We start from the raw sequence: 18,430 nt of genomic DNA on the forward strand, positions 1-18,430 counted from the left end.
ATAGTTACCGAGTTGTCGCTGTGACGTTGTCGTGATACGACTCGCTTCACTATCTATCTTTAGACTTGTTCCTCTTGCCTCTTCGTTTTTGACTAATCTGGCCCCCCCCGTAATCGAGACTCTCGTCTTCGTCGGCAGCGTCAGATAGGTATAAGAGACAGAGGCGGCGCTGGTCGTGCCGGCGCGGCAGCCGGCGGAGGCGCGGCGGGCGGGTGCGGCGGTGCAGCCGCCGGGGGCGGTGCGGCCGGAGGCTTGGGCGCAGCGGGTGGCGGTGGAGGCGGCGTTGCCGGGCGCGCGGCGGGCGGCGGTCCCTTTGGCGCTTCCTTCGGCGGCTGCTTCGGTTTTCCGTCAGGGCCTAGCTCTGGCTGGGCCTGCGCGACCACGAGCGGCGGTGCGCTTTGCGCATGCGATGCGGAGCTTGCGAATTGCATCGCGGTCAGAGCCGTGGTGGCAAGCAGCACGAAACGAAGGTTGGTCATGTGGTTCAACTTCCCCGGAAGGTTCTTTGACGAAGACGTCTGTCGAAGTGGAAGACTGGTTTGTCGAAGACTTGGTTTGTCGAAGTGAAGATTGTTGGTCGCAGTGTTGGGATGAACGGCTACGCGTTAGGCCGCATTGTGGCGGGCGAAGCGGTCGCGGCCCGATTTATTTCTGCACGCAAATCGCGTCACTATGGCGACGTTCATTGCGCATTCAGGCCCGGGTTGCAATCGCCTCACATGTGATCCTGCGACGAATTGGCATCCGTCGCAGGATTGGGCGTGGTCGGGCTATTCGGTCCGCGCGATGGAATCTCTTCGGGCATGCGGCCCGGCAATTCATCGGGCCGCGGTGATTCGCCGGGCTCGCGCACCGGCGGCGTGATCTCTGGTTGCGGATTGCCCGGCGGAATTCCGGGCGGGGGCTCGCTCGGCGTACCCGGGGTCGATGGCGGTATCTCGGGCGGTTCGATCGGCATCTGGCATCATCGAGATCGAGTGTCAGGAGAGCGATAACGATGACGCGGCGCCGATGTTCCCCATCGCGCGTGTCTATTCCGGCGCGTGGCAGACCGCCTCGATGTTGTGGCCATCGGGATCGAGCACGAAAGCGCCGTAATAGTTCGCGTGATAATGCGGGCGAAGGCCGGGCGGCCCGTTGTCGCGGCCGCCTGCTGCAATCGCGGCCTGGTAGAACGCATCGACAGTGGCGCGATCCTTCGCAGCGATCGCCACATGCACCGGCTTGTTCATCGCGCCTTTTCCGTCGATCCAGAAGTCCGGCTTGCCGTCGGCGCCGAACCCGGCGGCTGCGGCGTGCCCGGTCTGCGCTTCCGTCACTTCCATGATCAGGCAGTAATCCAGCGGCGCCAGCGCCTTGGCGTAGAATGCTTTCGCGGCCTCGTAGTCGGAGACGGACAGGCCCAAATGATCGATCACCGCTACCTCCGCTGTTCGTCAGCGTGACAGGAACGTGTTGCTGCGTGTCTTGCGCGCGATCGCATAGCCGCGCGCAACCATGTCAGCGATACAATCCTGCTGCCATTCGTTTTGTGACAAATGCTCGATCACCACCGCGCGCGGCCACAGCGCTTGTGGCGCGTCGCGGAAGAAGCCGATCAGCACGCGGTCCTCAAAGCCTTCGACGTCGATCTTGAGCGAATCGACCTGTGTGACGCCGGCTTCATCGAGGATGCGCGTGAGCCGCAACGACGGCACCTTGATCGCATCAAGGCTAGCCGCGCCGGTGACGACATGGGTGGCGCCGAGATTGCCGCCGCCGCTTTCGATCATCAGCTCGCCGTCGGCATCGCCCGCGGCGGCCTGCACCAGGCGCACCTGCGTTGCCTTGGATGCGGCATGGTTGAACGAGAGCCGTGCAAAGGTCAGGGGATGCGGCTCGATCGCGACCACCTTGCCATTGCTGCCGACCTGCCGCGCCATCACCAGCGCAAATGTGCCGACATTGGCGCCGACGTCGACGAAGGTGCCGCCGCCAGGTGTGTGCTGGCGCAGGAAGTCGAGCTCGTCGATGTTGTAGTCCGGGTTGAACAGCGCGCCGCGCTCGGTCGCGCTGCCTTGATGATAGAGGCGGAACGAGGCACCCTGATACTGTACGTCGACAGGGCCGCTGCGCAGCAGATCGACCAGCCGCGACATAAAGGGCCGGAACGCGCCGCGCTTCAGCCGCGAGCTTTGCGCGAGGCCGATGACCGCGGCCTGCGCTGCGTTCGGCGCAAATGCGCCGAACGGCGCGGACGAAAAGGCATTGTCGGGCGTCAAGCAGGCGATCCTCGTTGCAGGCGGCGCATGCATAGCCGGTTTTGGTGGGGGCCACAATTTCAGTGTCATCCCGGGGCGCGAAGCTCCCTCTCTCTTCGTCATCCCGGACAAGCGCAGCGCAGATCCGGGATCCATACCCGCAGGGAAGTAGTTTGAGGAGGACTCGGAGTGGGACCCTCGCGCCACAACTCCTCCCTGTGGGTATGGGTCCCGGGTGCGCTTCGCGCCCCGGGACGACAGTCCCTCACGCCGCCTTCTTCGCCGCCTTCCGCTGCCGCAAGAATCGCCCGAGCAGCTTGCGCTTGCCCTTGCGCGGGATCAGGTCGATGTCGCTGACGAGCTTGGCGCCGTCCTTGTGACGCTCCAGCACGATCTTGCGGCTGTGGAAGGCCTCGAGCTCGACGCGATGAGCGACGCTGACGATGGTGGCCTCTCGCAGCTCGTCGGTGACCATCTTCATCATCTTGTCCTGGCTCTTCTCGTCGAGCGCCGAGGTCGCCTCGTCCAGCACGACGATATCAGGGTTGTGCAGCAGCAGACGCGCGAAGGCGAGACGCTGCTTCTCGCCGCCCGAGAGCGTCTGGTCCCATGGCGCCTCTTCCTCGATCTTCTCCTTGAGATGGTCGAGGCCGACCTTGTGCAGGGCTTCGCCGATCTGTTCGACCGTCCAATCGTCCTCGGCGCCCGGATAGGCGACCGCGCGGCGCAAGGAGCCTGACGGCACGTAAGGCCGCTGCGGCAGCATGAACAGCCGCCTGTCGGGATGGAAATTGACGCTGCCGCCGCCCCAGGGCCAGAGGCCTGCGATGGCGCGCACGAGCGTGCTCTTGCCGGTGCCGGATTCGCCGGCGACCAGCAGCCGCTCGCCGGGCTCGATCGCCACCTCGGTCTCGCCGACCACGGCGGTGCCGTCGTCGAGCGTGACGGAGAGGTCGTGCAGCTCCAGCATGGTCTCGTTGCTGGTCTCGCCGCGCTTGATGCGGCCGATGCCGTCGCCCTGCTCGGCGCGCTCGAGGCCGTCGAGCGACATCATCAGCGAAGCGATGCGCCGCGCGCAGGCGTTCCAGTCGGCGAGCCGGGGATAATTGTCGACCAGCCAGCCGAACGCGCTCTGCACGATGGTGAAGGCGGAGGCCGCCTGCATCACCTGTCCGAGGCTCATGCTGCCGTCGAGGAATTTCGGCGCGCAGAGCAACAGCGGAACGACCGGCGCAACGAGGCTCGATCCCTGCGACACCAGCGTCGTGCGCATGTGTTGTCCGGCGAGCCGCGCCCATTGCCGCAGCACATTGGTGAAATTGCGGTCGATGCCGCCGCGCTCCTCTTCCTCGCCGCCGAGCAGCGCGATGCTCTCGCCGTTCTCGCGGACGCGCGTCAGCATATAGCGGAATTCGGCCTCGGCCTGGTTCTTGTCCTCGGACACCTGCACGAATTGGCGTCCGATCACCAGGATCGAACCGGAGGCGATGGCCGCGTAGAGAATCGCGGCAATCACCAGGAAGCCTGGAATGTTGATGGTCGATCCGCTGATCGTGATGGTGAGCGCGCCGCCGATGGTCCAGAGCACGACGATGAAGGTCGCAGCCGACAACAGCGCCGAGGTCACGCCGGCGATGAAGTCGACCGGCGAGTCCGTGGCGACACGCAAATCCTCGGCGATCCGGTATTCCGGATTCTTGTGGTCGCCGCCGACCAGATTGAGCTGGTAATAGCGACCGTTGGTGAGCCAGCGCGTCAACACGCTGTTGGTCAGCCAGGCGCGCCAGCGCCGCTGGATGCTCATGCGCGCGAAGACCTGCGCGACGCCGAGCACGATGCTGCCGATCGCGAGCGGGAAGAACACCGCCGTGAGATGGAAGACGGTGGTCGCATCGCGCTTCTCGATGGCATCGAAGATCGCTCTGTTCCAGACATTGATGCCGTATTGAAAGCCGACGGTGAGCACGATGAGCACGACGAGGCCGATCGAGAGCGGCCAGGCCAGCCGGTCACCCTTGCGGCTCCAGAAGCCGCGTGCGCTGATCCAGAAGCGCGTGAGCAGATAATCCTTGCGCGCCTGCTCGACCTCCTCGGGCGTCAGCTCAGGATCGGGCTCGAGCACCTCGGGCGGCGGCGGGGCGACCTCATCGCCGCTCTCGCCCTTGATATCGATGATGGGCGGCTTCTTGCCCTGTTCATGCTTCCCGGCCCGCTTTTGCATGAGGGAACAACGCGGACCGGTTCCCTTGAGTTCCCGCCTTACTCGGCGGCGCCGTTGCGCACCCGTTTCAGCCGCGCGGCCTGGTGCAGCACGCGCGACAGCTCCTCGATCGAATAGGGCTTTTGCACCAGTTCGAAGCCGGCGACGCCGTCCTGGGACAAGGTGTGGCTGTAGCCGGTGGTCAGCACGATCGGGACGCTGATGCAGCGATCGCGCATCGCCTGCGCCAGATCGAGCCCGGTCATCCCGGGCATGACGACATCGGAGAACACGACGTCGAAGCGATCGGGGTCAGCAACCAGTTCAGTGAGCGCGTCGGTGGCGTTGTCGACCAGCGTGATGCTGTAGCCTAGCTCGGTCAGGCCGTCGGCGGCGAAATTGCCGAGCTCGATATTGTCCTCGACGACCAGCACCGACATGCCGCTGCCGGCGACGGCGGGCGCCGTGGTCGGCGCCTGGCTCCGGGGGAGCAGATGAGCCGGCACGCGCGGCAGATAGAGCGAGAAGGTGCTGCCCTGGCCGACCTCGCTCATCACGGTCACCTCGCCGCCGGATTGCCGGGCGAATCCGAACACCTGCGACAGGCCAAGGCCCGTGCCCTGGCCGACCTGCTTGGTGGTGAAGAACGGTTCGAAGATGCGGCCGATCTGGTTCGCGGGAATGCCGATGCCGCTGTCGCTGACGGCGATGCAGACGTATCCGGGATTTTTCAAGGTCTGGCTGCCCGACAGATGCGCCAGCGTGTCAGGAACGGACGTCGCCGCGTGCACCGTGAAGACGATCCGGCCCTTGCCCTGCATGGCATCGCGCGCATTGGTCGCCATGTTGATCAGAGCCGTCTCGAACTGGCCGGCATCGGCGTTGACGAGGCAGGGCTCGGCCGGCAGCTGCATGACGATTTCGATCGCGGGGCCCAGCAGCGTTGAGAGCATGTCGCGCAGCGACTGCATGCGGTCGCCGACGTCGAACACTTCGGGCTTCAAGGTCTGGCGCCGTGCAAAGGCCAGCAGTTGCGAAGTCAGCTTGGCCGCGCGCGCGACCGCTTCCGCGATCGCCGTGATGTAGCGCTGCCGCCGCTCCTCGCTGATCTGCGGCCGGTTCAGCAGGTCGACCGAGGCGCGGATCACGGTCAGCAAATTGTTGAAATCATGCGCGACGCCGCCGGTGAGCTGGCCCAGCGCCTCCAGCCGCTGGCTGTGCTTGAGCGCCTCCTCGGCCTCGCGCCGCCTGGCCGCTTCGAGCTGCAGATGCTGGGTGCGGCGGAAGGCGAAGGCGAGCAGCACGAACAGCAGCGCGGTCGCGGGCGCGCCGAACACCAGGTGCTGGCTGATGGTGGTGAGCCAGCGCGAACGGATCGCCGAGGTCTCGAGCCCGGCGCTGACATAGATCGGATATTCGGCGACGCGCCGGTAGCCGATGCGTCGCTCGATGCCGTCGGATGGCCAGGCGATGGTCATCAGCCCATGATCGGGATGGGTGGCGATGGCGCGGCCGACCGGGCCGTTCGGATCGAGCCGGAAATCGCAATCGAGCCGCGGGAAATGCGCCAGCAGCACCCCGTCGCTGCGTCCCATCGCAAAGAAGCTGCCGGGATCGGTCCCGATCCTGGCGTAGAAGTTCTCGAAATACTCCGGCAGCACCGAGGCCTGGATCACGCCGGTGAAGCTGCCGTCTTCGGATTCGCGGCGGCGGCTGACGCCGAAGAAGCGCGCACCCTGATAGGGCGGGCGCGGCGTCAGCGATGCGCCGATGAAGGTGCCGATGCTCTGGTCGACATGGGCATAGAAGTAATCGCGGTCGGCAAAGCTCAAGGCCGGCGGCGGCGAGACCAGGCTGTTGACCAGCGACTTTCCGTTGGCATCGAAAACCCAGGCTGATTTGAGCTGCGGCAGCGCGTCAGCGAGCTGCTTCAGGCGCTTGTGCAGCGCGCCCTCCCGCGACCGGATGACGTCGTCGGGCAGGTCGCGCACGACCTCGTTGAGCTCGGCAAGGCTCCGGTCGATGGTCTCGAACACCTTGAGCGCATGCTCATGCGCGACATCGAGCGTGCGCTCGACCTCACGATCGGCGATGTCAAGCGTCGAGTGGTACGAGATGGTGGAGGCGATGGCGAACAGCGCAATCGGCAGCGCCAGGGATGCCGCCATCATCCACCGCAGCAGTCTCAGCGAATTGCGTTGCACGCCCTGCACGGTCGCTCCGGTCCCCCGACCGGAGAGCTTACTTGAATCCTACGCCGGGAAGGAAGCCACTTGTAGTGTAACCTGAAGTTGCAATCTGCCCATCCGCTTCCAACGCAAGACGCGGAAAATTCTCCAAACTTGTTCCGTTCGGGGAACGCCCCGGCCGTCCGGCCGGGGGCACAGCAATCGAGAGCCCTAGATCTGGCGCTCGACCATCTTGAGCTTGAGCTCGGCGATGGCTTCGGCCGGGTTCAGGCCCTTCGGGCAGGCCTTGGCGCAGTTCATGATGGTGTGGCAGCGGTACAGGCGGAACGGGTCCTCGAGATTGTCGAGCCGCTCGCCGGTGGCCTCGTCGCGCGAATCAGAGACCCAGCGGTTGGCCTGGAGCAGGGCGGCGGGACCGAGATAGCGGTCGCTGTTCCACCAATAGCTCGGGCAGGAGGTCGAGCAGCAGGCGCACAGGATGCACTCGTAGAGGCCGTCGAGCTTCTCGCGGTCCTCGTGGCTCTGGCGCCATTCCTTCTGCGGCGTCGGCGAGGTCGTCTTCAGCCACGGCTCGACCGAGGCATACTGCGCGTAGAAATTGGTCAGGTCAGGGACGAGGTCCTTCACCACCGGCTGATGCGGCAGCGGGTTGATCTTCACCGCGCCGTCCTTCACGTCGTGCATCGAGCGGGTGCAGGCCAGCGTGTTCTGACCGTCGATGTTCATGGCGCAGGAGCCGCAGACGCCTTCGCGGCAGGAGCGGCGGAAGGTCAGCGACGGATCGATGTGGTTCTTGATCCAGATCAGGCCGTCCAGCACCATCGGGCCGCAATCGTTGACGTCGACATAGTAGGTGTCGACGCTCGGATTCTTGCCGTCATCGGGGTTCCAGCGATAGACGCGAAACTCGCGCGTCTCGGTGGCGCCCGCGGGCTTCGGCCAGGTCTTGCCGCCGGTGATCTTGGAGTTCTTCGGAAGTGCGAATTCAACCATTCGATTAAGGCCTTCGCTGTTCGCTCAATACACGCGCGCTTTCGGCGGGATGTACTGCACGTCGTTGGTCATGGTGTAGTCGTGAACCGGGCGGTACTCGATCTTGACCTTGCCGGCATCGTCCAGCCAGGCCAGCGTGTGCTTCATCCAGTTCTTGTCGTCGCGCTCGGAAAAGTCCTCGCGCGCATGCGCGCCGCGGCTCTCGGTGCGGTTGGCGGCCGAGTTCATCGTCACCACCGCCTGCGAGATCAGATTGTCGAACTCCAGCGTCTCGACGAGGTCCGAATTCCACACCAGCGAGCGGTCGGACACGGCGATGTCGGTGATGCCGCTGTGGACCTTCGCGATCAGGTTCTGGCCCTCGCTCAGCACTTCGCCGGTGCGGAACACGGCGCAATTGTTCTGCATCACGTGCTGCATGCCTTCGCGCAGCTTCGCGGTCGGCGTGCCGCCGGAGGCGTAGCGGTAATGGTCGAGGCGGCCGAGCGCGAGGTCCGACGAGTTCGCCGGCAGCTCGGGCTGCTTGGCATTCGGCGTCAGCTTCTCGGCAAGGCGCAGCGCCGCGGCGCGGCCGAACACGACGAGGTCGATCAGCGAGTTGGAGCCGAGGCGGTTGGCGCCGTGCACGGAGACGCAGGCCGCTTCGCCGATCGCCATCAGGCCGGGGATCACGGCGTTGTCGTCGCCGTCCTTCTTGGTCAGCACCTCGCCGTGATAGTTCGTCGGGATGCCGCCCATGTTGTAGTGCACGGTCGGCACGATCGGGATCGGCTCGCGCGTCACGTCGACATTGGCGAAGATTTTTGCGGATTCGGAGATGCCCGGCAGGCGCTCGGCGAGCACGGCGGGGTCGAGATGGTCGAGATGAAGGAAGATGTGGTCCTTCTTCTTGCCGACGCCGCGGCCCTCGCGGATCTCGATGGTCATCGCGCGCGAGACGACGTCGCGCGAGGCGAGGTCCTTGGCCGACGGCGCGTAGCGCTCCATGAAGCGCTCGCCCTCGGAATTGACGAGATAACCGCCTTCGCCGCGCGCGCCCTCGGTGACGAGACAGCCCGAGCCGTAGATGCCGGTCGGGTGGAACTGGACGAACTCCATGTCCTGCAGGGGCAGGCCGGCGCGCAGCACCATGCCGCCGCCGTCGCCGGTGCAGGTGTGGGCCGAGGTGCAGGAGGCGTAGGCGCGGCCGTAGCCGCCGGTGGCGAGGATCACGGTCTGGGCGCGGAAGCGGTGCAGCGTGCCGTCGTCGAGCTTGAGCGCGATGACGCCGCGGCAGGTGCCCTGGTCGTCCATGATCAGGTCGATGGCGAAGAACTCGATGAAGAACTCGGCCGCATGGCGCAGCGACTGGCCATACATCGTGTGCAGCATGGCGTGGCCGGTGCGGTCGGCGGCGGCGCAGGTGCGCTGCGCCTGGCCCTTGCCGTAGTCCATGGTCATGCCGCCGAACGGGCGCTGGTAGATCTTGCCGTCTTCCGTGCGCGAGAACGGCACGCCCCAATGCTCGAGCTCGTAGACCGCGTCGGGCGCGTTGCGCACCATGTATTCGATCGCGTCCTGGTCCCCGAGCCAGTCCGACCCCTTCACGGTGTCGTACATGTGCCAGCGCCAGTCGTCCTTGTGCATGTTGCCGAGCGAGGCGGAGATGCCGCCCTGCGCCGCCACCGTGTGCGAGCGGGTCGGAAACACCTTGGTGATGCAGGCGGTCTTCAGGCCGGCCTCGCTGCAGCCGACCACGGCGCGCAGGCCCGCGCCGCCGGCGCCGACCACGACGACGTCATAGGTGTGGTCTTCGATCGGGTAGGCCTTGCCGTTGGTGGCGGGAGCGCCGTTGGCCTTGCCGTTCGTCTCATTGGCCATGGCTTACACTCCGGATGAGATCTTGATGATCGCGTAGATCGAGGCGAGCGCCACGGCGATCGAGAAGAAATTGTTGAGCATGATCGAGACGAGCTTCAGCTTCTCGTTGTGGACGTAGTCCTCGATCACGACCTGCATGCCGATCTTCATGTGCCAGGCGCTGGCAACGATGAAGAGCATCATGATGATGGCGACCGGCAGCGAGCCGAGGATCACCTTGGCGCCGGCCTGGTTGCTGCCGAGCGTCATCATGACGACGACGATGACAGGCAGCATCAGCAGCGTCATCGCGACGGCCGTGAGGCGCTGGCGCCAGAAGTCGGAGGTGCCGGAATGCGCGGCGCCGAGATTGCGGACGCGGCCGAGCGGGGTGCGCATGCTGCGCTTCGGCGTATCTGACGCGCTCATCGCACGCCTCCGATCGCATAGGCGATGATCCAGATCAGGATCGTCAGCACGACGCCGCCGATCAGCGCGGCCCAGGTCAGCGTCTCGCGCTCATTGGCCTTGAAGCCGAAGCCGAGATCCCACACGAAATGCCGGATGCCGCTCAGCATGTGGTGCATCAGCGCCCAAGTGTAGCCGAACACGATGAGCCGGCCGATGATGCTGCCGGTGAAGGCCTGCACATTGGAATAGGCCGCGGCGGAGCCCGACGCGGCCGCGATCAGCCACCAGGCCAGCAGCAGGGTCCCGACGTAAAGCGCGATACCGGTGGCGCGATGGACGATGGACAGCGCCATCGTCAACGTCCAGCGATAGACTTGCATGTGTGGTGAAAGCGGTCGTTCGATCCGTGCGGTCATGGGCTTTTGATGTTGGTTGCGGCCCAGCAGGGGGCGCGCGGGGATCGCGAAAGGTCGGCTCTATTTACGGAGTCGATCTGGCCTGCGCAATCACCAAATCGCCATAAATCGAACCGGCATTCAGCTCTAGACCCTTGATGAACCAAGGCCAATCAGGGGCTTGGTATACCAGAGCGATGGTGCACCGACCAAGAAACGAATATTAATTCACTCGTTCATGCGACGGGCTGGGCGCATTGAAATTGCTATTGGAACGGCTCTAAGGCCCGGCGCGGCATCTCGGGTTCGAACTGGTCAGGTCCTGGCACCTGCGCGACCACCTGGTCAGCCGAACGTCTTCCGAAAATTTCGTCATGCGCACTGATTTTCCGTCTCGCGGCGGATATGCGCGCCCCGCATCCCAACCCTGCCGGGAGGATTGCCCCGGAATCGCTCTGGACCTCAGCGGCCGAGCGGGTCGCTGCCGCGCCATCGCTCCACCAGGAAATCGACGAATGCCCGGATCTTCGCCGATCCCAGGCGCGACGGCTGATAGAGCGCGTGCAGCGGCGCCGGAGCCGGTTCGTGCTCCCGCAAGAGCCGCCGCAAGCGCCCTTCGGCGAGCTGCCGCTCCACCTGCCATGACGGCACGCGGCCGATGCCGGTGCCGCTGTCGGCGGCTGTGGCGAGCGCATCGAGGCTGTTGACCCAGAGCCGCCCCGATATGCGCACCCTCTGTCCGCTGCCGGCATCGCGGCCGAATCGCCAGGTTGCAACGCCCGGCGCGTCGGAAAACACCAGGCAATCATGTTGCGCCAGATCGGATGGGGTCTGCGGCTCGCCGCGGCGTGCGAGATAGTCCGGCGAGGCGCAGTGGATCATCTGCACCTCACCGAGCTTTCGCATCACCAGCTGCGAATCGGCCACGCGCCCGACGCGAAGCGCGAGATGAACGTCCTCCTCGATCAAGTCGACGTTGCGGTCCACCAGCAGCAGGTCGACCGACAGCGAGGGAAAGGTCCGCAAGAAATCACCGAGCAGCGGCGCGATCAGCAGGCGCCCCATCAAGGCCGGTGCGCTGACCCGCAGGCGCCCCGACGGCTCGCGGCGGTTTCCCGCCAACGCCTCCTCGATCTCCTTCATCTCGCCGAGGACGGAGCGGGCGCGCTCGTAGAAGATGCGTCCGTCTTCCGTGAGCGCGAGCTGCCGCGTCGTCCGCAGCAGCAGGCGAGTGCCGAAATGCAGCTCGAGCGCCGAGATCTGCCGGCTCACCGATGTCAGCGAGCTTGGGATCGCCCGCGCCGCCGCCGACAGGCTGCCGGCGTCCACCGCCCGAACAAAGGTCGCCATCGCCGCGAGCTGGTCCATGCCGCCCTTCCGTTTTCCGCAAGATAGCCAGCCTATGTTCGCCCATAGTCGCGGAATATGAAAGGGTCTATCTACTGGTGGCAAACGCGAACCGGGCGTGGGACGTGATGATGGCTGGTCTCGATATTTCCGAACTCGTGGAGCTCGCCTTGCTGCTGATCGCAACCGGCGCGCTCTCGGGCTTCCTCGCCGGCGTGTTCGGCATCGGCGGCGGCGCGATTCTGGTGCCGGTGTTCTACGAATGCTTCCGTCTCGCCGGTGTGCCGCTGGAGGTGCGGATGCCGCTTTGCGTCGGCACCTCGCTCGCGGTGATCATCCCGACCTCGATCCGCTCGTTCCAGGCCCACTACAAACGCGGTGCCGTCGACATGACGATCCTGCGTCTGTGGTGGCTGCCGATCGTGATCGGCGTCATTTCGGGAAGCGTCGTCGCGCGCTACGCGCCGGAGCGGCTGTTCAAGATCGTGTTCGTCGCCGTCGCCTACTCCGCCGCCGCCCGCCTTATATTCGCGCGCGAGGGCTGGAAGTTCGGCGACGATCTGCCTGATGGCCCCTTGATGCGCGTCTACGGCTTCTGCGTCGGCATCCTGTCGACGCTGATGGGCATCGGCGGCGGCCTGTTTTCGAACCTCCTGATGACGTTCTACGGTCGTCCGATTCATCAGGCAGTGGCGACCTCGTCGGCGCTCGCCGTCCTGATCTCGATCCCCGGCGCGCTCGGCTACGTCTATGCCGGCTGGCCGGCGGCAGCGACGTACCCCGGCGTTGCCGCGCTGCAAATCCCGTTCGCCCTCGGCTACGTCTCGCTGATCGGCGCCGTGCTGGTGATGCCCATGAGCCTCGTCACCGCGCCGCTCGGCGTGCGCGCCGCGCATGCGATGTCGAAGCGGACGCTGGAAACGGCGTTCGGGTGCTACCTGTTTATCGTGGGCAGTCGGTTTGTGCTGAGCCTGGTGGGGGGCGGACAGTAGCCGACACACCCACCGTCATCGCGAGCGAAGCGAAGCAATCCAGAATCTTTCCGCGGAGGCAGCCTGGATTGCTTCGTCGCAAGAGCTCCTCGCAGTGACGGCGGGGAGAGCAGAGCCCAAAATGCGTGAGGTGGCTTAATCCTTCAATCGCACTTCGCTGCGGAACCACGATCGGATATCGCCAATGCCTTCGATGCGACCTAAGTCGGACAGCACTTTCAATCGCGCAGCAATCATCTTGTCGTCGATCGGCAATCCGAGCTCTTTGCAACGATCCATCGCCCGGGTGGCTATCATCGAGGTCTTCCGCCAAGTCGGCTTCATGACCGAGAAAATGATCTCGTCGAGCCTTTGCTCGGTTACTTCCGGCGGGAGCTGCACCTCATCCCATGTGAGCTCGCAGATATATTCATATGGTTCCCGGTCGGGCTTTGCAGGCTCGAGATCCGGATATTGGTCGTAGATCGGCTGAAGCAACCCGTCCGCCAGTGCGTCAAGGAGGCCGTAGAAGGAGTCCTCCAACTTGATCCGCTCGGCTTTGCCAAGTCCCGCAATAGCCATTCCCGCTCGGTCCAGTGCCGCGCAAGCATCAAGCAGATGATCGTTGATCCGGACGGCCTGCTCACGTTTCATGCGTCCCCCAGCCCGGCGCATTTCGCGCCTATTTCTTCGCGTAAATATCTTTGTACGTATCCCGCAAGATGTTCTTCTGCACCTTGCCCATCGTATTGCGCGGCAGCTCGTCGACCACGAACACGCGCTTCGGCATCTTGACTTTGGCGAGCCGGCCGTCGAGCGCCTTCAGCACGGCGGCCTCGGTGACGTCCGCGCCCTTGTTGCAAACGAGAACCGCCGTGACGCCCTCGCCGAAATCGGCATGGGGCACGCCGATCACGGCGGATTCGACCACGCCCGGCATGGCGTCGATCTCGCTCTCGATTTCCTTGGGGTAGACGTTGAAGCCGCCCGAGATCACGAGATCCTTGCCGCGGCCGAGGATGTGGACGTAGCCCCTGTCGTCGATCTTGCCGAGGTCGCCGGTGATGAAGAAGCCGTCGGGCCGGAATTCCGACTTGGTCTTCTCAGGCATGCGCCAATAGCCCTTGAACACGTTGGGGCCTTTCACCTCGATCATGCCGATCTCCTCGCGCGGCAATTCCCTGCCGGTCTCGGGCTCGGTGACGCGGAGCGAGACGCCCGGCAGGGGAAAGCCGACCGCGCCGGGCAGGCGCTCGCCGTCGTAAGGATTCGACGTGTTCATGTTGGTCTCGGTCATGCCGTAGCGTTCCAGCACGGCGTGGCCCGTGCGCGCCGACCATTCCCGGTGGGTCTCGGCCAGCAGCGGCGCCGAGCCCGAGATGAACAGGCGCATATGCTTCGTCGTCTCCTTCGACAGCGCAGGATTCTGCAGCAGGCGCGTGTAAAAGGTCGGCACGCCCATCAGCACCGTGGCGCGCGCCATCAGCTTGATGATGAGATCCGGATCGAGCTTCGGCAGGAAGATCATCGATGCCCGCGCAAACAGCGTCACGTTGGTCGCCACGAACAGGCCGTGGGTGTGGTAGATCGGCAGCGCGTGGATCAGCACGTCCTTGTCGGTGAAGCGCCAGTAGTCGACCAGCGACAGCGAGTTCGAGGCGAGATTGTCGTGGGTCAGCATCGCGCCCTTGGAGCGGCCGGTGGTGCCCGAGGTGTAGAGGATCGCGGCGAGGTCATCGTTTTCGCGCGGCACCGTCTGAAACTCGCTGCTCGCGTTGTCGGCGGCCTCGGTCAGCGAGCCCTTGCCGTCAGCCCCCAATGTCTCGACTCCGGCCTTCACCTTGGCGGCGATCGGGGCGAGCCCTTCGGCCTTTGAGGGGTCGCAGACCACCAGCGACGGCTCGGCATCGCCGATGAAGTAGTCGAGTTCGTTCAGCGTATAGGCGGTGTTGAGCGGCAGGTAGACCGCGCCGGCCCTGACCGTGCCGAGATACAGCACGATATTGGCGACGGATTTCTCCACCTGCACCGCGACGCGGTCGCCGGGCTTGACGCCGCGCGCGACCAGCACGTTCGCCATCCGGCCGGCCCGCGCGATCAGATCGCCATAGCTGATCTGGCCGCCGTCCTGGGTCTCGATCGCCAGGCGTTTGGGATCGTCGAGGCCGTCGAACAGGCGGGAAAACAGATTGGCGTTGGCGACTTGGTTCATGCAACATTCCTCGCCGGCGAAGGCCGGTCAAAACCGAGGGCTGGATTAGCAAAAACCGCCCCAGCGAAGCAACGGAGACAGTTTGCATGACAAAATCAGGGAAACGCGTGGCCTGGGTCACCGGCGGCGGCAGCGGAATCGGCGAGGCCGGGGCCGAGGCCCTGGCAGCTGATGGCTGGATCGTCGTGGTATCGGGCCGGCGCCAGTCAGCCCTGGACACCGTGGTGGCAAAGATCACGGCGGCAGGCGGGGCGGCCGAGGCGCTCGCGCTCGATGTGTCCGATGCCGCCGAAGCCCAGAAGGCGGCCGACAAAATAGTCGCCAAGCACGGCCGCATCGACCTGCTGGTCAACAATGCCGGCATCAATGTCCCCAAGCGGAGCTGGAAGGACATGGAACTGGAGGGCTGGGACAAGCTGGTCCAGGTCAACCTCAACGGCGTGCTCTATTGCATGCGCGCGGTGCTGCCGACGATGCGCAAGCAGCAGGACGGTTCGATCATCAACGTCTCATCCTGGGCCGGTCGCCACGTCTCCAAGATGCCGGGCCCGGCCTACACCACCACCAAGCACGCGGTGCTGGCGCTGACCCATTCCTTCAACATGGACGAATGCGTCAACGGCCTGCGCGCCTGCTGCCTGATGCCCGGCGAAGTCGCGACGCCGATCCTGAAACTGCGCCCGGTGGTGCCGAGCGAGGCGGAGCAGGCCAAGATGCTGCAGCCGGAAGATCTCGGCCGCACCATCGCGTTCATTGCCAGCATGCCGCCGCGCGTCTGCATCAACGAGCTCCTGATCAGCCCGACGCATAATCGCGGCTTCATCCAGACGCCGAATAACCGCGACTGAGTTGCTCCGCTCGCGCCACATCCACCGCTGTCGTCCCGGCGAAGGCCGGGACCCATAACCACAACAGGCAGCGCTGTAGGGTGGGCAAAGGCGCACTTGCGCCGTGCCCACCACCTCTCTCGATCGCAAAAAATACGTGGGCACGCTTCGCTTTGCCCACCCTACGGCGCCGTTTGCTTGGCTCGCACCTCGCCCCCCACGGCCACCCCGCCCGATAGTTTCACGCATCACAAAGAATTTTTGTTCGAAACCCCATCGCAAACCCTCCCGTAGTTCGGCCAACGACGCGCTGCTGCCTCACGTCAATCTGTCGCAGACGCCGTTGTTGCCCAACGCAAACGCCGGTCATCGCCGGTCACCATCCAATCGGGAGTTTCTCCATGTCGAATCGCATTATGTCGAAGCGCATTGCCTATCTCACCGCCGCAGCCTTCAGCGCGCTGACCATCACCGCATCAGTCATCGCGCCCGCGCGCGCCGAGGAAAAGACCGTCATGGTCGGCGGCGCCGCGATGTTCCCCTCGAAGAACATCGTCCAGAACGCCGTCAATTCGAAGGACCACACCACGCTGGTGGCGGCGGTGAAGGCGGCCGGCCTGGTGCCGACGCTGGAAGGCAAGGGTCCGTTCACGGGGTTCGCGCCGACCAATGCCGCCTTCGGCAAGCTGCCGGCCGGCACCGTCGACACCCTGGTCAAGCCCGAGAACAAGGCGACCCTGACCAAGATCCTCACCTACCATGTCGTGCCCGGCAAGCTCGAAGCCTCCGACCTCACCGACGGCAAGAAGCTGAAGACCGCCGAAGGCGAGGAACTGACCGTGAAGAAGCAGGACGGCAAGGTCTGGATCATCGACGCCAAGGGCGGCACCTCGATGGTGACGATCTCCAACGTCAACCAGTCCAACGGCGTGATCCATGTGGTCGACACCGTGCTGATGCCGGCGACGTAACACCGCGCACCTCCGTTTCATCCTCGGAGGATGCATTGAAACGGCGAGCCGGGGATGCCCGGCTCGCTTTTTTGTGACCGCCATGGCCCAAAGGCATCGGTTCGATGACCGGCGGGGCGTAACGAAAGCGGAAGCAAAGGCGTATAGATACCGACACACGACGTTCAGGACGGAACCACCATGTCGAGCCTTACAGTCAGCGACGAGCAGGTCAGCGCCATCAAGGCCAAGGTGATCCAGCCGGTCTGGGTCCGCGTCATGCACTGGACCAACGCGCTGGCCATGATCCTGATGATCCTGTCGGGCTGGCAGATCTACAACGCTTCGCCGCTGTTCGGCTTCAGCTTCCCGCGCGAGTACACGCTTGGCGGCTGGCTCGGCGGCGGCCTGCTCTGGCATTTTGCCGCGATGTGGCTGTTGATGATCAACGGCCTCGCCTATCTCGTCACCGGTTTTGCCTCGGGCCGCTTCCGGAAGAAGCTGCTGCCGATCACGCCGTCGGGCGTGCTGCACGATGTCAGGGCGGCGCTGACCTTCAAGCTCGGCCATGACGATCTCACCGTCTACAATTACGTCCAGCGCCTGCTCTATGCCGGCATCATCGTGGTTGGCGTGCTGATCGTGCTGTCGGGCCTGTCGATGTGGAAGCCGGTGCAGTTGCATTGGCTGGTGATGTTGTTCGGCGATTATCCGACCGCGCGCTATGTGCATTTCTTCTGCATGGCCGCGATCTGCGCCTTCCTCGTCGTCCACGTCCTGCTTGCGCTGCTGGTGCCCAAGAGCCTGCGCGCCATGATCATCGGTCGCTGATGAGGAGAACCACAATGGCCAAGCGTTCATTCCTGATATCCGGCGTCGACAAGCGGCTGCTGATCAAGGACGCCATCAAGACGATGCCGGATTTTACCCGCCGCCGCTTCATCGCGGGCGGTGCCAGCCTCGGTGCGCTGACCTTGCTCACCGGCTGCGACGTGGTCGATTCCTCGTCCGCCGACACGCTTCTCGCGAAGGTCTCGAAGTTCAACGATGCCGTTCAGGCCTTCATCTTCAATCCGGACGCGCTGGCGCCGACCTTCCCCGAGAGCGCGATCACAAAACCGTTCCCGTTCACCGCCTATTACGATCTCGACGACGCGCCCGATGTCTCGGCCGCGGACTGGAAGCTCGAAGTGCGCGGCCTCGTCGAGAACAAGAAGTCGTGGACGCTCGACGAGCTCTACAAGCTGCCGCAGGTGACGCAGATCCCCCGCCACATCTGCGTCGAAGGCTGGAGCGCCATCGGCAGCTGGACCGGCACGCCCTTGCGCGATTTCCTGAAACTCATCGGCGCCGACACGCGCGCGAAATATGTCTGGTTCCAGTGCGCCGACAAGGACGGCTACAACTCGCCTCTGGACATGCGCACCGCGCTGCATCCGCAGACCCAGATGACGTTCAAATACGCCGGCGAGATCCTGCCGCGCGCCTACGGCTTCCCGATGAAGATCCGCGTGCCGACCAAGCTCGGCTTCAAGAACCCGAAATACGTGGTCTCGATGGAAGTCACCAACGACTACAAGGGCGGCTATTGGGAAGACCAGGGGTACAATTCGTTCAGCGGGAGTTAACCTCACCGTCGTCCCGGCGAAGTGCTGTAGGGTGGGCAAAGCGAAGCGTGCCCACGAAATCTATCCGCATCGAGAGTTTTGGTGGGCACGGCGCTTTGCGCCTTTGCCCACCCTTGTATTAGCGCGCCGGGTTAGGATGGCCCCGTTCCGTGAGGAATGGCCCAGCCCGGGTGGCCGCCCGAGCTGGGCCGCCGATCGATCGGATCGATGCCCACCGAAGCCTTGAAG

At 64.6% G+C, this 18,430-nt stretch carries 17 protein-coding genes; 5 read left to right on the forward strand and 12 right to left on the reverse strand.

The window, feature by feature from the left end:
* Positions 1 to 715 precede the first annotated feature (715 nt).
* The 10 genes from G8O24_RS40765 to G8O24_RS40810 all read right to left on the reverse strand — a co-directional run bounded on the left by G8O24_RS40765 (position 716) and on the right by G8O24_RS40810 (position 11,635).
* Positions 716 to 958, reverse strand: a complete 243-nt coding sequence (locus G8O24_RS40765; protein ID WP_188108134.1) for a hypothetical protein — start codon at positions 956 to 958, stop codon at positions 716 to 718.
* A gap of 73 nt (positions 959 to 1,031) precedes the next feature.
* On the reverse strand, positions 1,032 to 1,418 hold the full coding sequence (locus G8O24_RS40770; RefSeq protein ID WP_188108135.1) for a VOC family protein: 387 nt from the start codon (positions 1,416 to 1,418) through the stop codon (positions 1,032 to 1,034).
* Between the two features lie 18 nt (positions 1,419 to 1,436).
* Positions 1,437 to 2,261: an FkbM family methyltransferase gene (locus G8O24_RS40775; RefSeq protein ID WP_188108136.1), complete on the reverse strand. Its 825-nt coding sequence runs from the start codon at positions 2,259 to 2,261 to the stop codon at positions 1,437 to 1,439.
* 244 nt (positions 2,262 to 2,505) lie between these two features.
* Entirely contained in the window at positions 2,506 to 4,461 is a 1,956-nt protein-coding gene (locus tag G8O24_RS40780) for an ABC transporter ATP-binding protein/permease (RefSeq protein ID WP_188108137.1), read from the reverse strand.
* Between the two features lie 38 nt (positions 4,462 to 4,499).
* A complete protein-coding gene (locus tag G8O24_RS40785; protein WP_188108138.1) occupies positions 4,500 to 6,653 on the reverse strand; it encodes a hybrid sensor histidine kinase/response regulator family protein in 2,154 nt (717 codons plus the stop codon).
* Between the two features lie 186 nt (positions 6,654 to 6,839).
* Entirely contained in the window at positions 6,840 to 7,622 is a 783-nt protein-coding gene (locus G8O24_RS40790; RefSeq protein WP_057752396.1) for a succinate dehydrogenase iron-sulfur subunit, read from the reverse strand.
* Positions 7,623 to 7,646: 24 nt separating this feature from the next.
* The gene (gene sdhA / locus G8O24_RS40795) at positions 7,647 to 9,482 is read right to left on the reverse strand and encodes a succinate dehydrogenase flavoprotein subunit (protein WP_188108139.1); all 1,836 of its coding nucleotides are present in this window, start codon (positions 9,480 to 9,482) and stop codon (positions 7,647 to 7,649) included.
* A 3-nt stretch (positions 9,483 to 9,485) separates the two neighbouring features.
* Complete coding sequence (gene sdhD / locus G8O24_RS40800; protein WP_188108140.1) at positions 9,486 to 9,890, reverse strand: succinate dehydrogenase, hydrophobic membrane anchor protein; 405 nt, start codon at positions 9,888 to 9,890, stop codon at positions 9,486 to 9,488.
* On the reverse strand, positions 9,887 to 10,288 hold the full coding sequence (gene sdhC / locus G8O24_RS40805) for a succinate dehydrogenase, cytochrome b556 subunit (protein ID WP_188108141.1): 402 nt from the start codon (positions 10,286 to 10,288) through the stop codon (positions 9,887 to 9,889). Before sdhC ends, sdhD begins: the two co-directional genes overlap by 4 nt.
* Positions 10,289 to 10,729: 441 nt before the next feature.
* Complete coding sequence (locus G8O24_RS40810) at positions 10,730 to 11,635, reverse strand: LysR family transcriptional regulator (RefSeq protein ID WP_188108142.1); 906 nt, start codon at positions 11,633 to 11,635, stop codon at positions 10,730 to 10,732.
* Positions 11,636 to 11,742: 107 nt separating this feature from the next.
* On the opposite strand from G8O24_RS40810, the gene G8O24_RS40815 reads away from it, so the two are divergent.
* Entirely contained in the window at positions 11,743 to 12,606 is an 864-nt protein-coding gene (locus tag G8O24_RS40815) for a sulfite exporter TauE/SafE family protein (RefSeq protein ID WP_188108148.1), read from the forward strand.
* 135 nt (positions 12,607 to 12,741) lie between these two features.
* On the opposite strand, the gene G8O24_RS40820 is transcribed toward G8O24_RS40815, so the two are convergent.
* On the reverse strand, positions 12,742 to 13,239 hold the full coding sequence (locus tag G8O24_RS40820) for a DUF3658 domain-containing protein (RefSeq protein WP_188108143.1): 498 nt from the start codon (positions 13,237 to 13,239) through the stop codon (positions 12,742 to 12,744).
* 28 nt (positions 13,240 to 13,267) lie between these two features.
* Positions 13,268 to 14,797 (reverse strand): malonate--CoA ligase, encoded by a 1,530-nt coding sequence (locus G8O24_RS40825; RefSeq protein WP_188108144.1) that lies wholly within the window; start codon positions 14,795 to 14,797, stop codon positions 13,268 to 13,270.
* A gap of 86 nt (positions 14,798 to 14,883) precedes the next feature.
* Here G8O24_RS40825 and G8O24_RS40830 point away from each other — a divergent pair, with 86 nt between their 5' ends.
* The 4 genes from G8O24_RS40830 (at position 14,884) to G8O24_RS40845 (ending at position 18,202) form a co-directional block, all read left to right on the forward strand.
* Positions 14,884 to 15,645 carry an SDR family oxidoreductase gene (locus G8O24_RS40830; RefSeq protein WP_188108145.1) on the forward strand — a complete coding sequence of 254 codons (762 nt, stop codon included), beginning with the start codon at positions 14,884 to 14,886 and terminating at the stop codon, positions 15,643 to 15,645.
* Between the two features lie 395 nt (positions 15,646 to 16,040).
* Positions 16,041 to 16,595: a fasciclin domain-containing protein gene (locus tag G8O24_RS40835; RefSeq protein ID WP_188108149.1), complete on the forward strand. Its 555-nt coding sequence runs from the start codon at positions 16,041 to 16,043 to the stop codon at positions 16,593 to 16,595.
* Between the two features lie 180 nt (positions 16,596 to 16,775).
* A complete protein-coding gene (locus G8O24_RS40840; RefSeq protein WP_188108146.1) occupies positions 16,776 to 17,405 on the forward strand; it encodes a cytochrome b/b6 domain-containing protein in 630 nt (209 codons plus the stop codon).
* 14 nt (positions 17,406 to 17,419) lie between these two features.
* Positions 17,420 to 18,202: a molybdopterin-binding protein gene (locus G8O24_RS40845; RefSeq protein WP_188108147.1), complete on the forward strand. Its 783-nt coding sequence runs from the start codon at positions 17,420 to 17,422 to the stop codon at positions 18,200 to 18,202.
* Positions 18,203 to 18,430: the final 228 nt, after the last annotated feature.

Origin of the sequence: Bradyrhizobium campsiandrae (assembly GCF_014529705.1) — a bacterium.
In the GTDB taxonomy this organism is placed as follows: domain Bacteria; phylum Pseudomonadota; class Alphaproteobacteria; order Rhizobiales; family Xanthobacteraceae; genus Bradyrhizobium; species Bradyrhizobium campsiandrae.

Bases quoted from the DNA above. Each gene is read 5' to 3' on its own strand.
- G8O24_RS40765 (WP_188108134.1), bottom strand. From the start codon at position 958: ATGCCGATCGAACCGCCCGAGATACCGCCATCGACCCCGGGTACGCCG.
- G8O24_RS40780 (WP_188108137.1), bottom strand. From the start codon at position 4,461: ATGCAAAAGCGGGCCGGGAAGCATGAACAGGGCAAGAAGCCGCCCATC.
- G8O24_RS40790 (WP_057752396.1), bottom strand. From the start codon at position 7,622: ATGGTTGAATTCGCACTTCCGAAGAACTCCAAGATCACCGGCGGCAAG.
- sdhA (WP_188108139.1), bottom strand. From the start codon at position 9,482: ATGGCCAATGAGACGAACGGCAAGGCCAACGGCGCTCCCGCCACCAAC.
- sdhD (WP_188108140.1), bottom strand. From the start codon at position 9,890: ATGAGCGCGTCAGATACGCCGAAGCGCAGCATGCGCACCCCGCTCGGC.
- sdhC (WP_188108141.1), bottom strand. From the start codon at position 10,288: ATGACCGCACGGATCGAACGACCGCTTTCACCACACATGCAAGTCTAT.
- G8O24_RS40810 (WP_188108142.1), bottom strand. From the start codon at position 11,635: ATGGACCAGCTCGCGGCGATGGCGACCTTTGTTCGGGCGGTGGACGCC.
- G8O24_RS40815 (WP_188108148.1), top strand. From the start codon at position 11,743: ATGATGGCTGGTCTCGATATTTCCGAACTCGTGGAGCTCGCCTTGCTG.
- G8O24_RS40820 (WP_188108143.1), bottom strand. From the start codon at position 13,239: ATGAAACGTGAGCAGGCCGTCCGGATCAACGATCATCTGCTTGATGCT.
- G8O24_RS40825 (WP_188108144.1), bottom strand. From the start codon at position 14,797: ATGAACCAAGTCGCCAACGCCAATCTGTTTTCCCGCCTGTTCGACGGC.
- G8O24_RS40830 (WP_188108145.1), top strand. From the start codon at position 14,884: ATGACAAAATCAGGGAAACGCGTGGCCTGGGTCACCGGCGGCGGCAGC.
- G8O24_RS40835 (WP_188108149.1), top strand. From the start codon at position 16,041: ATGTCGAAGCGCATTGCCTATCTCACCGCCGCAGCCTTCAGCGCGCTG.
- G8O24_RS40840 (WP_188108146.1), top strand. From the start codon at position 16,776: ATGTCGAGCCTTACAGTCAGCGACGAGCAGGTCAGCGCCATCAAGGCC.
- G8O24_RS40845 (WP_188108147.1), top strand. From the start codon at position 17,420: ATGGCCAAGCGTTCATTCCTGATATCCGGCGTCGACAAGCGGCTGCTG.